Genomic DNA, 14,607 nt, shown 5'->3' with positions numbered 1-14,607 from the left:
CGGGCGTCGTCCGAGTCGATTAACCCGTCTGTGCCGCCGCCGACAGGTCCCAGACTTCCGGGGAGTGATAGAGGCGTGCCAGTTGCAGTTCGCGCTCGATCTCCATCTCGCGCGGCAGGTGGTCGCCGAAGCGGGTGAACAACTCTTCCTGGTCGTTGGTCTCCTGGCGGGCGGTCTCGATGGTGATGTTGGTGATGGCGGCGAAGTCCGAGCGCGAATAGTCGATGCCGCTCCAGCAGATGGCGTCGTAGCCGGGTACCCAGCCCAGGGGACTTTCGATGGCGGCGCCACGATGGTTGCAGCGGTCCACCACCCATTTCAGGATGCGCATGTTCTCGCCGTAGCCGGGCCAGATGAAGCGCCCGTGCTCATCGCGGCGGAACCAGTTGACGCGGAAGATGCGCGGCGGGGTGGCGACCATCTTGCGGCCGATGCGCAGCCAGTGGCGCCAATAGTCCGCCATGTTGTAGCCGCAGAAGGGCAGCATCGCCATGGGGTCGCGGCGCATCCCGGCCTGGCCGATGGCGGCGGCGGTGGCCTCGGAGCCCATGGTGGCGGCCATGTAGACGCCGTGTTCCCAGTTGTAGCTCTGGAAGGCGAGGGGGAAGTGGTGACTTACCCGCCCGCCGAACAGGAAGGCGCTGATCGGCACGCCCTGGGGGTTCTCCCAGTCGGGGTCGATGCAGGGGCATTGGGCGGCCGGGGCGGTGAACCGGGCATTGGGGTGGGCGGCCGGGGTGCCGGAGCCCGGGGTCCAGTCGTGGCCCTTCCAGTCGATCAGGTGATCGGGCGGCTCCTTGGTCAGCCCTTCCCACCAGATGTCGCCGTCGTCGGTGAGTGCGCAGTTGGTGAAGATGCAGTTGGCGTAGAGGGTCGCCATCGCATTGGGGTTGGATTCGACATTGGTTCCGGGCGCGACACCGAAGAACCCGGCCTCCGGGTTGATGGCGTAGAACTTGCCGTCCGCCGGGTTGGGCTTGATCCAGGCGATGTCGTCGCCGACCGTGGTGACCTTCCAGCCCTCGAAGCCCTTGGGCGGAATCAGCATGGCGAAATTGGTCTTGCCGCAGGCGCTGGGGAAGGCGGCCGTAACATACATTTTTTTCTGTTCCGGACTCTCGACGCCCAGAATCAACATGTGCTCGGCCAGCCAGCCCTCATCGCGCGCCATCACCGAGGCGATGCGCAGGGCCAGGCACTTCTTGCCGAGCAGGGCGTTGCCGCCGTAGCCGCTGCCGTAGGACCAGATCTCGCGGGTTTCCGGGAAGTGGGCGATGTATTTGTCCGAGATGTTCGGCGCACAGGGCCAGGGCACGTCCGGCTCACCGAGCAGTCGGGGCGCACCGACCGAGTGCAGGCAGGGGATGAATTCGCCGTCCGCCCCCAGGGTATCCAGGACCGCCTGGCCCATGCGGGTCATGATCCGCTGGTTGAGCACCACGTAGGGCGAGTCGGTGATCTGGACCCCGATATGGGCGATGGGTGAACCGATCGGACCCATGCTGAAAGGGATCACGTAGAGGGTGCGTCCTTTCATGCAGCCCTTGAACTCGCCGCGCAGGATTTCCTTCATCTCGCGCGGATCCTTCCAGTTGTTGGTGGGGCCGGCGTCCTCCTCGCGCCGCGAGCAGATGAAGGTGCGGTCCTCGACGCGGGCCACGTCGCTCGGATGCGAGCGCGCCAGGAAACTGTTGGGGCGGATCTCCGGGTTGAGGCGGATGAAGGCGCCGCTCTCGACCATCTCGTCGCACAGCCGGTCATATTCCTGCTGGGAGCCGTCGCACCAGTAGACCCGATCCGGATCGCAGAGGGCGGCCATCTCGTCGATCCAGGCGAGGAGTCGGCGGTGAGCGGTGCGTTCGGCACCATCATGGGTCTTGGACATGGCTGGATTCTCCTCAACAGGTCATTGCATGGAGCGGAACGGGTCTTGTCTGGACGCGTGGGCCATGGCCCGGCCGCTAATTCAGGCAAGTCTTGTACCCGTCGTAAGGTGACCATCCCGGTCGCAGTCCGTTTGTCGCTCCGCGATGTGGTCGGCAGAGCGTCACTGGAAACTGTCCCTAGTTTAAGGCATCGTGACACGTTCTTGCGCGGTCGCGCGCCGACGCCCGACGCCCGACGGCCGCGGCGAGGACGCCGCCGCGACACCAATTTTTCGTGGAGTGTTCAATTGTCCGCCCCAGACGAGCTGACCATCACGCAACCCGATGACTGGCACCTGCACCTGCGCGACGGGCCGGCGATGGCCAGCGTGATCGGACATACGGCCCGCCAGTTCGCCCGCGCCATTGTCATGCCGAACCTCAAGCCGCCGGTCACCACCACCGCGCAGGCGCTGGCCTACCGTGAACGGCTGCTCGCGGCACTGCCCGCCGGCAGTGACTTCAGGCCGCTGATGACCCTGTATCTCACCGATCATACACGTCCGGAAGAAATCGCCACGGCCAAAGCGAGCGGCGCCGTGTATGCCTGCAAGCTCTACCCGGCGGGCGCCACTACCAACTCCCAGGACGGGGTGACCGACCTGCGGCGGCTTGATCCGGTGTTCGTGGCCATGCGTGAGGCGGGCCTGCCGCTGCTGGTTCATGGCGAGGTGACGGACCCGGATGTGGATATTTTCGACCGCGAGCGCCGCTTCATGGACGCGCGCCTGGCACCTATCGTGGCCGGCTTTCCCGGTCTCAAGGTCGTGTTCGAGCACATCACGACAGCGGATGCCGCGGCTTTCGTGCAGGCGGGGCCGGATACCCTGGCCGCCACCCTGACGCCACACCATCTGCTGTACAACCGCAACGCCATGCTGGTCGGCGGCATCCGTCCGCACTTTTACTGTCTGCCGATTCTCAAGCGCGAGCGCCACCGTCTGGCCTTGGTGGAGGCCGCGGTCAGCGGGCATCCGCGCTTCTTCCTGGGCACCGACAGCGCGCCGCACCCGGTCGACGACAAAGAGAGCGCTTGCGGCTGTGCCGGGGCCTACAGCGCCCATGCCGCACTGGAGCTTTACGCCAAGGTCTTTGAGCAGGCCGGTGCCCTGGACCGATTGGAGGGGTTCGCGAGTCATTTCGGGCCCGATTTCTACGGGTTGCCGCGCAATACCGCGCGGGTGACGCTGCGTCGGGAGCCCTGGACGGTGCCGCCCGGCTACGCCTTCGGGCCGACCCGGGTGATTCCGCTGGCCGCCGGGGAGGTTCTCAACTGGCGGCTGTCGGATCAGGGCGGCGATGCTCCGGCAGGTATTGCTCCACGTCTCGCGTCGCCACCCGCGTCGGGTGGAGACCATTGAGGCGATTCCCGTGACTAACGGCCATGAAACGAACATCAAGCCACCCCGGAAAATGAAAGTCCCCCGTGGGAGCGGCGTCCCGTCGCGATGCGGTCCCTCGGTGAGGGCGAACGCTGCGGCTGCGCGCCCGGCCCGTCGCGGCGGGACGCCGCTCCCGCAGGGTCGCTGCGCGACTTTCATGGTAAAGATCCCAACGGCGCATGCCTGCAAGATTCTTAGGGGCTTTAGGGGCGACTGAAGTCGCCCCTACATGTCGCCCCTGCACGGCGGTCGATCTTTTACTGCCCAAAGGTCTCGGTGCGGGTGCGCGTCGTCGGCGGCGCCGGTTTCACGAGGGGTGCCGATCCGTCACTGTCCTTGAAGTCGATATCGGCCCAGATGTCGGCCTGATCCTCGGACTCCGGCGGATTCCCGTCGTAGACCAGATTCCGGCGCCGCTGCAGATAGGCGTCGCGCAGGAAAACGTAGGGGTCCAGGGCCGCGTCAGTCAGGATCTCGCCCGCGGTCAGCCGATCGGCGCGGAAATCAACGATCCTCAGGGTGGCGAATCCCCAATAGATTTGGCCGGTTTCGATGCTGAAGAAGGGGTCCGTGACGATATCCCCGGCGAACCCGACGTTGTCGCGCAGGTTGCTGGGTCCGAAGATCGGCAGCATGAAATAGGCGCCGGGCGGGATGCCCCAATAACCCAGGGTCTGACCGAAGTCCTCCTTGTAACTTGGCAGCCCGGCGTTGGTGGCCACATCGAAAAAGCCCAATATGCCGACCGTCGAGTTCATGAAAATGCGCCCCAGGTCGCTGCCGGCGCGCGACATCTTGAACTGGAGAATGTTGTTCACGAATGACGTGAAGTCATCGATATTACCGAAGAAGTTGGTGATGCCGCGATCGACCGGCTCGGGCGTGACGGCCTTGTAGCCCTTGGCGAGCGGGCGCATGAAGGCGTTGTCGAAGTCGGTGTTGAAGCGGAACACGGCGCGGTTGAAGGGTTCGAGCGGGTCGCGCGGGTCCGTCACCCGGTCGGGGTTGGAGGCGCAGCCGGCGACCAGCAGCGCCGGCAGCACCAGGCCGGCCAACCGGCGGGTTCGCGGTGTGCTCTTCCACGAGTACATTTCCTTACATCCCCCCAGATGCCCGACAGGGCGTGGATCGTTAAAAGAAAACAGCAGCGTCCGGTCGGGTCAATCGACTGCCCTCACTTCGAAGCCGCGCTGCCTCAAGCGTAGCAGGATGCCGTTTGGGGACGGCAGGTGCAAGGCGCCGACGGCGATGAACCTGCGAACCAACCAGCTCGCGACTATAGCAATGCCGCAGCGCGAAGGGCAGCGCCGGTTTGGCAAGCGCGCGTCACACCCGTATGCTGTCGCGATGAAAGAAGACCAATCGACCGTCTCGGGGATTGCCCGGCGCTTTCGCGGATTCCTCCCAGTCGTGGTGGACGTGGAGACCGCCGGCTTCGATGCCCGGCGCCACGCCCTGCTGGAGATTGCCGCCGTCATCATCCGCATGCGGCCGGACGGCCTCCTGGAACCAGCCGCACCGCTGGCCTGCCACGTCCTGCCCTTCATGGGGTCCGAGATCGACCCCCGCGCGCTGGCCTTCAATGGCATCGATCCCGACCACCCCTTCCGTGACGCGGTGGCGGAGCATGAAGCCCTGGCGCGGATCCTCGTCCCCATCCGCAAGGCGGTCGCCGCGGCCGGCTGCAATCGTGCCATTCTGGTCGGTCACAACGCCCATTTCGACCTCAATTTTCTGGCCGCGGCGGTTGAGCGCACCGGCTTCAAGCGCAATCCGTTCCACGCCTTCAGTGTCTTCGACACCGTGAGTCTGGCCGGGCTGATGTTCGGCCAGACCGTCCTGGCCAAGGCCGCGCGGGCGGCCGGGCTCGGCTGGCAAAACAGCGAGGCTCATGCGGCGATCTACGACGCCGAGCAGACGGCCCGGCTGTTCTGCACCATCGTCAACCGTTGGCAGGAACTCGATCCGGTGCGCTTCTGGGAAGGGCCGGGTGAGCCTGGGAGCGATAGCCTTCCGACCTGATAGCCGGACAGATCCTTGGTGTAGGGGCGGGTTTGAAACCCGCCCCTAGGTCCGGTGATCACGTCCGATGGGTAGCACATCGGCAGCCGCTCGGCGAAGGTGATTTCCGGCAATCGCCTAATCGTTACCCCGCAACCGCCACTGGAAGTGGCTCAAGAGTCGCGAGCGGATCTTCTTTTCCTTGTGCTTGCCGGCGGCGGCCAGGCGTTTCTCGGCCACGGCCATCAGGGTTTCCTGGGCGCCCTTGGCGTTCTCCTCGGTGGGGGTGCGCTGGGTGTAATGACCGTCGCTGTCCATGTCCCAGGCCGAACGCTTGTCGGCGAACTGCACGTCGAGGATCAGGCGCAGTTCCTGACGCAGCTCCGGGTTCTCGACCGGGGCATGGACCTCCACGCGGCTGTCCAGGTTCCGACCCATCATGTCGGCGGAGCCGATATAGTATTCCTCGTCGCCGCCGTTGCGGAAATACATGATGCGCCCGTGCTCCAGGAAGCGCCCGACGATACTGATGACCCGCGCCTTGTCGCTGATACCGGGCAGCCCGGGGCGGAACCGGCAGGTATCGCGGATGATCAGGTCCACCCGCACCCCGGCGCGGGTCGCCCGGTAGAGCGCGCGGGTGATCTCCACGTCCTCCAGGGCGTTCATCTTCATCTGGATCAGGCCCGAGCCGTCACGGCGCTGGTGCTCGATCTCGCGGTTGATCTTGTCGATGATGCAGCGCTTGAGGTTGTAGGGCGCGGCCAGGATCTTGCGGTAGCTCGGCGGCGGGGAGTAGCCGGTGAGGTAGTTGAAGAGTTCGGTGAGATCCTGGCCGATGCCCTCGTCACAGCCCAGCATCCCCAGATCGGTGTAAAGTTTCGCGGTGCCCGGATGATAGTTGCCGGTGCCGATATGATAGTAGCGGCGCAGTTGGGCGTAGTCGCGGCGCACGATGAAGATGAGCTTGCTGTGGGTCTTGAGCCCCAGCACGCCGTAGTTGACATGGATACCCTCGGCCTCCAGCCGGCGTGCCCAGCCGATGTTGGCCGCTTCGTCGAAACGCGCCTGGAGTTCGACCAGCACGGCCACCTGCTTGCCGTTGCGGGCCGCCTCGATCAGCGAGTCGAGGATGGCCCCGGCCGAGGTGCGGTAGAGCGTCATCTTGATGGCGAGCACCTTGGGGTCATCGGCGGCGGTGCGCAGGAAGCGCTCCACCGAGGTGCTGAAGGGCTGGTAGGGATGCTGCAGCAGGATGGGTCCGTTCTCGCGAATGATGTGGAAGATGTTGCGCCGATCATTGGCGAGCAGCGGGTGGTCAACCGGGCGGTGCGGTGCGTCCTTGAGGTCGGGGAAATCCAGTCCGGCGATCTCGAAGAGGTCGCGTAACTGCATCATGCCGACGACCGTGACGACGTCCTGCTCCTCGTTGAGGCCGAGTTCCGCCGCCAGCATGCCGCGGTGGACCGGATCGAAGCCTTCCTGCACCTCCAGGCGCACGATCGGGGCGAAATGGCGCTCCCGCAGTTCCGTCTCGATCAGCTCCAGCAGATCATTGGCGGCTTCCATGTCGGGCTCGACGATGGCGTTGCGGGTGACCCGAAACAGTTCTGCCGAATCGATCACCATGCCCGGAAAGAGCATGTCCAGATTGGCGACGATCAGGTCTTCCAGGGTGACGAAGGTGGTGCCGCCGTCGAGCGCGACCAGGCGCTTGGAGACGTCCCGATGCACCGGCACCTTGATGCGGGCCATGTAGCTCTCGCTGCCGGCCGGATATCGCAGGGTCACCAGCAGGTTGAGTGCCAGGTTGGAGATGAAGGGAAAGGGATGGGCCGGGTCCATGGCGAGCGGCGTCAGCATGGGGAAGATGTTGGCGCGGAAGTGTTCGCGCAGGCGCTCGCGAGCGTCCAGCGCCAGGTCTTTGATCTGTAGAATGCGGATGCCGTGCTCGGCCACCAGTACCATCAACGCGTCGAAGATGCGGTTCTGCTCGGCGTGCATCTCGCGGACCTGGGCCTGGCAGGTCTTGAGCTGTTCGGTGGGAGTGCGGCCGTCGATGCTGGGTTTGTGTACGCCGACGGCGATCTGCTGCTTGAGCCCGCCGATGCGTTTCATGAAGAATTCGTCGAGATTGTTACTGACGATCGCCAGGAACTTCACCCGTTCCAGTAACGGGGTGCGCGGATCATCCGCCTCATGCAGGACACGCTGGTTGAAGGCGAGCCAGGTCAGTTCCCGGTTGAGGTAGAGTGTCGGGTCGTCCGGCTTGAAGTCATCCGCGACCGGTGTCGACGCCGGCTGGTCGGCGAGGTCTGTATCATCATCGTCGTCGAGGATTGACTGAGCCAGGCTGTCGTTCATGGTGGTTTCCCGGTGGCGACTGACAAGTGGGCGGATCAACCTCTGATTCTAGCAACGACACGGCCGGAAAGGATGGTGTATTTGTGACGCGAGCGATGATGAGCATGGCGCCCCGATGAGCGAGTTCCTGAGCGAGTCCGGCAGCGAGCCCGATACGCTGTTCGATCAGCCGCAGGCCCCGGTTCGACCCTTTGAGTTCGATGCCGCCGTCGCCCAGGTCTTTCCCGACATGGTGCGGCGCTCGGTGCCCGGCTACCGCGAGTTGGTGGAGCTGATCGGGCTGCTCGCCCGGCGTCTGGCTCAGCCCGACACCGCTTGCTATGACCTGGGTTGCTCACTGGGTGCGGTCACCCGTTCCATCCTGCGCCAGGTTGACGCGCGGGTCCGCATCATCGCGGTGGATAACGCTCCGGCCATGATCGCCGGTCTGCGTGCCCGTCTGGCCGACGTTCCCGGGGCGGAGCGGGTCGAGACGCGGTGCGCCGATCTTTGCGACCTGCCCGTCACTGGGGCTTCCGTGTTGGTGCTCAACCTGACGCTGCAGTTCATCGCGCCGGAGTCGCGCCTTGAACTCCTGTGCCGGCTGCGGGCCGGGCTGGTCCCCGGCGGCGTGCTGATCCTGACCGAGAAGGTTCAGGTCGCGCCGGGGCTTGGGGGTCATCTGTTGACCACCCTGCACGAGGATTTCAAGCGGGCCCAGGGCTACAGCGAGTTGGCCATCAGTCGTAAACGCGCGGCGCTGGAGCAGGTGTTGGTGCCCGATACGATCGAGACACACGAGCAGCGACTGCTGGCGGCCGGCTTTGTGGGCCATACCCGCTGGTATCAATCACTCAACTTCGTTGCCTGGGTCGCATGGACTTAACGCCCTTCCGCCTGTTCCTCGACCGGCTGGCGGCAACCCGACTCGGACCTTGGGCGGCGGGGCTGGAGGCAGCCGTCGGCCACCGACTCGCGGCCGGTGCTCATGGCGATCTGGCACGCTGGGAGGCGGCCCTTGCGGACTTGCCGGCCGTGCCGGTCGGGGCGGTCGAACTGACTGCGGCCTGTGTCGGCGTTACCGCGGCCCGGCCGCCGACGGCCGCGGAGACCAGCCGCTTGCGCGCTGCGCTCCTGGCCCTGCATCCATGGCGCAAGGGTCCGTTCTGCATCCATGGCGTACACATCGACACCGAGTGGCGCTCCGACTGGAAATGGGACCGGCTGGTCGGGGCCTTGACCCCGCTCGCCGGCCGGCTGGTGCTGGACGTGGGCTGCGGCAATGGGTATCACGCCTGGCGCATGATCGGGGCGGGAGCGCGGCTGGTGCTGGGGATCGACCCGACCTGGGTGTTCGTGACGCAGTTTCAGGCGATCAACCGCTATCTCGGCCGGGATGACCTGTGCGTCCTGCCGCTTGGGATCGAGGATCTGCCCGCTGGGCTCGCGCCGGACGGGTTCGACACCGTCTTCTCGATGGGGGTGCTCTATCACCGCCGTTCGCCGATGGACCATTTGCTGGACCTGCGCCGGCTCCTGCGCCCCGGTGGGGAACTGGTGTTGGAGAGCCTGGTGCTGGAGGGTGAGGGTCAGCGGGTGCTGGTGCCGCCCGACCGCTACGCGGCCATGCGCAATGTGTGGTTCATCCCGACGGTGGAGTCACTGACCGTCTGGCTCCAGCGTTGTGGGTTCGCGGACGTCCGGTTGGTGGACTGCAGTCGCACCCGGATCGAAGAGCAGCATGGCACGGCCTGGATGCGCTTTCAGTCTCTGCCGGATCATTTGGACCCGGATGACCCCGACCGCACTCGGGAGGGTTTGCCGGCACCGACCCGTGCCATCCTGATCGCCCGGAACAGCGGCGGGGCAGTGGGAGGCTAGTACCCCCGTTCGCGCTTCACCCGCGCTCGGACAGCGAAACGACGTGGTGCGATACGCTTGAGAACGACAACGATTGCAGGCTGTTCGACCGATTCTTGGATCGTTGCTCAGGCGATTGCCGGACGTTGCTTTTTTTTGGGTGAATGGCCGAAAAGACACCGGACGGGCGGAATCCCGTCCGGTACAGGGGAGCAGGGCGTTTCCGGTCCCTGGTCCAGTCCGAAGTCTGGGTGAGTTCGGCGTCGGATGTGCGCGACTCCCTGCCCCGAGGTCCATCAGGGGCTCCCTGTCAGAGGTGTTTTGTCAGCCTCATGCTTCCATGCATGTGGACGTAGTGTCTTCCTTACGCGTGCGTTCGCCTATCGTCCAAATGGACTAAATCGGGGTGATCCTGGTCGGCAGTCACCTGCTTATGTATCGTTGGAACGGCGCCCGTCAGCCTCCGGAGAATCACTCGTGACTTTATGAATCATGCGCATGAGTTCGGTCTGACTGCGTGTCCCCATCTTCAGGAAGACCGTGCGCAATTGCGCCCGCAGGGTGTAGTAGGAGCGGTGAGTGCGTTCCGCCGAACGTCGCAGCGAACCGCATTCCGTCAACGTTTCGATCAGCTTGGTCTCGGCGGGTGTCAGGCCGTAGGTGCGTGCGACCTGGTCGAAATCCGGTTGCAGGGTTCGGGTTGCCAGCGCATCCGCCATCCGCAGGGCACGGCTGATGTGGTTGAAATAGCGCTGCAGGCGGGCGACCTCAGCGGCGCTGTAGGGGCCGGCCGCCGCGGCGCGCGGCATTCCGAGTTGGAGGTTGAGTTGATCGCGAATACGGATGTGAGCGCGGGCCGTATGGCGCAAGCCGTTCGGTCTGAACCAGTCGTTGAAATACTCGGAGGCGCAGAAGACGCGTGCCGGCACCAGGTCCTCTCCGGTCATGATCAGGCCCGGTGGGACCTGACCCGAGCGGATGCGTGCTGCGAAGGGGTCGATCGTGGCGAAGTGCTCCGCGTACTGTTGCCACCGGCTCCCGTCCGGATCCGTCGTCGCCAAGCCGCGCGCCTGATCGGGCGAGACCTCATACACCGCGAGCAGGCCCACCTCGGCCGAGAACTCGGACGTCAGGCAGGTGAGGACGTCCTTCCAGGACGCGCGGCCCAGAGCAACATCATGAATCTGCTCCAGCAGGTCCAGATCAACCAACACGGGTTCTGATGTAGTCATAGATGAATGGATCGACCAGTTCGACGCGTCGGCAACGCCGGTAGTTAGCCTTAAGGGTGACCTCCGTTCAAGTTAGAATCCAGCACACCGTGCGGCTCCTCGCTCAGGGTCGACCGGCTCGGCCTGGGGGCCGGCCGTCACGCATCCGCCACTCGCCATGCATCTGCGATAAGCTTCCCGGAACCTATGAATCAACGTGCCCCCCGCGGCAGTGCTGCCGCACTGCCGACGCCTGCCCAGGTCGCGGCCTCGCCGCTGGCCCGCTACCGTCCGCTGCTGGACGATTGGGATGCCTTTGCGGCGGCGCTGTGCCGACCGCTGCCGACCGCTGTTTGGGCGCATCCGGCGCGCATCAGCGTCGCGGATCTTGCCAGCCTACTGGCCGAGGAAGGCATTGTGGCTCATTCCGTGCCCTGGCTGCCGGGTGCGTTGCGGTTGCCGGAGGAAACCCGTGCCGGCCAGCACTGGTGGTATTGCGCCGGGCTCGCCCATGCTCAGGAGACGGTCTCACAACTCCCGGCGCTGCTTCTGGATTTGGTTCCAGGCCAGCGCGTGCTGGACTTGTGCGCCGCGCCCGGCGGCAAGACGGCGCAGATCGCCCTGGCCCTGAACAATCGCGGGACCCTGATCGCCAACGATATCGCCCCCGCCCGGATCAAGGCGCTCCAGGGGAACCTGGACCGGCTTGGCATCGTCAACTGCACCACGACCTGTAGCGACGGGGCCAACTGGCCCGCGGCCGGGGGTCAGTTCGACCGCATTCTGGTGGATGCGCCCTGTTCGAGCGAGGGCACCCTGCGTCGCAACCCGTCACTGATCGACCGGCTCGACCCCGGCTCCCCGGAGCGACTCGCGCCGCGTCAACGTGCCCTGTTGCGTAAGGCGGTGCAGCGGCTTAAGCCCGGCGGGCGCCTGGTGTACTCCACCTGCACTTTCGCCCCGGAGGAAAACGAGCTCACGGTGGCGGATATTCTGGCCGAGTATCCGGGGGTGGTCCGGGTGGTCCCGGCGACACTCGCCGGGCTCATCACCGCCCCCGGGCTGACCCATTGGGCCGGGCGCGACCTGCCTGCCGAATTGGCTCATTGTCTGCGCATCTGGCCACACCATAACGACAGCAGCGGTTTCTTCATCGCCGTGCTGGAGAAGGACGCGGAGGCCGCCGCCGGACCGGAGCCTGAGTCCGCCGCGCTGGATCCGGCGGACGGTGACGCCTGGCTGCCCGAGTTAGCCGCTCATTACGGATTGCCGCACGACTATTGGGCGGGGTTCCGCGCCCATCGCCAAACCCGCCGCGGGTTGCATCTGATGGCCGCGGACCACCACCCGCCGGCCTGGCCCAAGGCGGAGGGCAGCGGGCTTTTCTTCCACCGCACCAATTGCCGGCCGCCCAAGCCGACGACCGGTGCGGCGATGGTCTTCGGTCCGCTTGCCACCCGCTGTCGGATCGCGCTGACCCTGGGGCAGCGGGGCCACTATCTGCGTCGGGAGCAGTTCGACCCGACTCCGGAGCAGTTGAACGCCAATCCGCCCGGCCAAGTGTTGGTCACTTACCGCGGGCAGGTGTTGGGGGTGGCGGTGCTGCACCGTTCAGGCGTCATCGAGAGCCTGTTCCCGAGCCGCTGGAGCGGGTGCACGGGTGGGGGTGTTGTGAGTAACGAATCAGAAACCGATTAGGCAACGACAACGACCGATACGCCAACAGTGTTCTCTAATGAATCTGTGTAGCTGATTAGCGAACCGTTCCTTATCCGGATGTCGCCGGATCAGTCTCTTCGACCGCTCCCATTGCCGCTGACCCATGCGGAGCGTCCAAGGTCGCGGCCAGTTCGCGTAGCGTCATGTTGCCCAAGGCCTGGCCGATTGCGGTATCGATCTGCCGCTCCACCTCCTGGATGCCCCGATCCGAGACCGCGTCACGGCAGCCGCTCTCGCGCTCCTCGAAGCAGCGCACGGCATCCAGCAGGGATTTGATACGCGTGTTGTCCAGCGCTGTGGCCGGGATGAAGCAGGGCGGTTCATCGGCCGTGCGCAGTAAGAATCCCTCGCGCTCCAGCAGGTGCAGGGTCCGTCGGATGCTCGTCTTGGGCAGGTTGAGGGCGGCGGCGAGGCCGGCTGCGGTCCAGGCGGTGGTGCCCATGACAAAATTGCGCGCGATATGGCCGGCCACCAGCAATGCCAGGCGCTCGCGCAGGCGGTTACTCAGGCGCAGGTCGCGCGTGCGGCTGCTGAGGTATTCCGGATGCTGATGATAGAAGGCGATGCTGGCCCCGACGAGGACGATGAGCCAGGCGATGTAGAGCCAGAACATGAACAGGATCAGGATCGCCAGGCTCGAATAGATGGCGGTGTACTTGGTGGAACTGACCATGAAATGGGCGAACAGCCAGCCCACCGTTTGCCATAGGGCGCCGGCCGTCAGGCCGCCGATCAGGGCCGAGTAGAAATTCACCCGGGCATTGGGCACGAAGCTGTAGATGAAGGTAAAGGTGAAGGTGATCAGGAAGAAAGGCACCAGATTACCGCCGGCATCGATCAGGGTCCCGAAGGGCTCGACGGCCAGCACGGATTCCACGAAGGTGGTGTGGCGCGCCGCGGTCGAGAGGCCCAGGATCGTCACGATGAGGACGGGGCCGATCAGCAGAATGCTCAGATACTGGCTCACCCGCTGGGCAAAGGGCCGCGACTCCTCGACCCGCCAGGTGTTGTTCAGCACCTGCTCGATTTTCTGGATCATCGAGACCACGGTGTAGACCAGCACCGCCAGGCCGACTGAGCCGAGCACGCCCACCCGCGTGTTGTCCACGAAGCCGATGATGCTCCCCACGATCTCCGGGGCCTGATCGCCCAGCGGTTCCATCAGGTGCAGCAGCAGCGGCTCCAGTGCATTGTGGGCACCAAAGGCCGTGAGTACCGAGAAGCTCACCGCCAGGAGCGGCACCAGCGAGAGCAGGGTCGTGTAGACCAGGCTCATGGCCTGGAGTGACAGATAACCCTGGGTTGCGTCGCGGTACAGGGCATAAACCAGGCGCGCAAACCAGACCAGCCGCCGCTGCCAGCGCGGCAAGCGGTCGAGTCGGTCGGACCACATCAGGGTGTCCAGGCGCTGCCACGGGGACGGGGTGGGTTGGGTCATGACGGGGCTTGCGGTCGTTGGACTGGCGGGCTGCGGTTGAGGTGCGAGTATAGCGGTACCATAGAGCGGCAAACCCCAACAGTTCCGTGCAACCTGAATCCTATGAAATCAATGCAACCCCTAGCGCGACGGTCGTGCCCCGTGATGCTCCTGAGCCTGACCGCGATGCTGCTGACCGCGCCGTTCGGCGGGCTCCTGGCCAAAGACAACCAGACGCTGACCCCCGTGCCCGATCAGCCCATGGCCCCGGCCTTCGATCTCAAGGACCCGGAGCAGCGCCCGCAGCGGCTCGCGGATTACCGGGGTAAGCCCGTCATTCTCAACTTCTGGGCCACTTGGTGCCCGCCCTGCCGCGCGGAAATGCCGTCGATGCAGCGCGCCCACGAGGCGCTGTCCGCGGACGGGGTCGCGGTGATCGCCGTCAACGTCGGTGATGATGCCCAGGCGATCGGGGAGTTTTTGGAGGAGACCCCGGTCGACTTCCCGCTGCCGATGGATCGGGACTCGAAGGTTGCCCAGAGCTATCCACTCAGGGGCTTGCCGACCACCTATGTCATCGATCCCCAGGGCCGCCTGGTCTACAGCGCCGCCGGCGAGCGGGCGTGGGACGATCCCAAGCTGTTGGATCAGGTGCGGGCGCTCAAATAGTCGCGTGGGAGCGGCGTTCCGCCGCGACCGGGCGGGGCCGGAACCGTGATCAATGCCGGAACGGTTCCTGATCGCGTTCG

General features: G+C 65.3%; 11 protein-coding genes. 6 read left to right on the top strand and 5 right to left on the bottom strand.

What is annotated here, in order from left to right; genetic code table 11:
• Positions 1 to 19 precede the first annotated feature (19 nt).
• Complete coding sequence (locus tag QZY03_RS05890) at positions 20 to 1,885, bottom strand: phosphoenolpyruvate carboxykinase (GTP) (protein WP_295579011.1); 1,866 nt, start codon at positions 1,883 to 1,885, stop codon at positions 20 to 22.
• A 288-nt stretch (positions 1,886 to 2,173) separates the two neighbouring features.
• Between QZY03_RS05890 and pyrC the strand changes: the two genes are divergently transcribed.
• Positions 2,174 to 3,286, top strand: coding sequence for a dihydroorotase (gene pyrC / locus QZY03_RS05885; protein WP_295579009.1), 1,113 nt, complete (start codon positions 2,174 to 2,176; stop codon positions 3,284 to 3,286).
• A 278-nt stretch (positions 3,287 to 3,564) separates the two neighbouring features.
• Here the strand turns inward: pyrC and QZY03_RS05880 are convergent, their stop codons facing one another.
• Positions 3,565 to 4,398 carry a VacJ family lipoprotein gene (locus QZY03_RS05880; RefSeq protein WP_295579007.1) on the bottom strand — a complete coding sequence of 278 codons (834 nt, stop codon included), beginning with the start codon at positions 4,396 to 4,398 and terminating at the stop codon, positions 3,565 to 3,567.
• Positions 4,399 to 4,654: 256 nt separating this feature from the next.
• Here QZY03_RS05880 and rnt point away from each other — a divergent pair, with 256 nt between their 5' ends.
• Positions 4,655 to 5,329 carry a ribonuclease T gene (gene rnt / locus QZY03_RS05875; RefSeq protein WP_295579005.1) on the top strand — a complete coding sequence of 225 codons (675 nt, stop codon included), beginning with the start codon at positions 4,655 to 4,657 and terminating at the stop codon, positions 5,327 to 5,329.
• A gap of 117 nt (positions 5,330 to 5,446) precedes the next feature.
• On the opposite strand, the gene ppk1 is transcribed toward rnt, so the two are convergent.
• A complete protein-coding gene (gene ppk1, locus QZY03_RS05870; protein WP_295579003.1) occupies positions 5,447 to 7,672 on the bottom strand; it encodes a polyphosphate kinase 1 in 2,226 nt (741 codons plus the stop codon).
• 115 nt (positions 7,673 to 7,787) lie between these two features.
• Here ppk1 and cmoA point away from each other — a divergent pair, with 115 nt between their 5' ends.
• Positions 7,788 to 8,537, top strand: coding sequence for a carboxy-S-adenosyl-L-methionine synthase CmoA (cmoA, locus tag QZY03_RS05865; protein ID WP_295579001.1), 750 nt, complete (start codon positions 7,788 to 7,790; stop codon positions 8,535 to 8,537).
• Entirely contained in the window at positions 8,528 to 9,532 is a 1,005-nt protein-coding gene (gene cmoB / locus QZY03_RS05860) for a tRNA 5-methoxyuridine(34)/uridine 5-oxyacetic acid(34) synthase CmoB (protein ID WP_295578999.1), read from the top strand. Before cmoA ends, cmoB begins: the two co-directional genes overlap by 10 nt.
• Positions 9,533 to 9,942: 410 nt before the next feature.
• Here the strand turns inward: cmoB and QZY03_RS05855 are convergent, their stop codons facing one another.
• Positions 9,943 to 10,743 carry a hypothetical protein gene (locus QZY03_RS05855; protein ID WP_295578997.1) on the bottom strand — a complete coding sequence of 267 codons (801 nt, stop codon included), beginning with the start codon at positions 10,741 to 10,743 and terminating at the stop codon, positions 9,943 to 9,945.
• 186 nt (positions 10,744 to 10,929) lie between these two features.
• Here QZY03_RS05855 and QZY03_RS05850 point away from each other — a divergent pair, with 186 nt between their 5' ends.
• Positions 10,930 to 12,420, top strand: a complete 1,491-nt coding sequence (locus QZY03_RS05850; RefSeq protein ID WP_295578995.1) for an RsmB/NOP family class I SAM-dependent RNA methyltransferase — start codon at positions 10,930 to 10,932, stop codon at positions 12,418 to 12,420.
• A 70-nt stretch (positions 12,421 to 12,490) separates the two neighbouring features.
• Here the strand turns inward: QZY03_RS05850 and QZY03_RS05845 are convergent, their stop codons facing one another.
• Entirely contained in the window at positions 12,491 to 13,879 is a 1,389-nt protein-coding gene (locus tag QZY03_RS05845; RefSeq protein ID WP_295578992.1) for a YihY/virulence factor BrkB family protein, read from the bottom strand.
• A 144-nt stretch (positions 13,880 to 14,023) separates the two neighbouring features.
• Here QZY03_RS05845 and QZY03_RS05840 point away from each other — a divergent pair, with 144 nt between their 5' ends.
• On the top strand, positions 14,024 to 14,527 hold the full coding sequence (locus tag QZY03_RS05840; RefSeq protein ID WP_295579019.1) for a TlpA disulfide reductase family protein: 504 nt from the start codon (positions 14,024 to 14,026) through the stop codon (positions 14,525 to 14,527).
• Positions 14,528 to 14,607 lie beyond the last annotated feature (80 nt).

The sequence above is a fragment of the uncultured Lamprocystis sp. genome, from assembly GCF_903933125.1.
Taxonomy (GTDB): domain Bacteria; phylum Pseudomonadota; class Gammaproteobacteria; order Chromatiales; family Chromatiaceae; genus Thiodictyon.
This window is presented reverse-complemented; position numbering and strand designations above follow the sequence as displayed.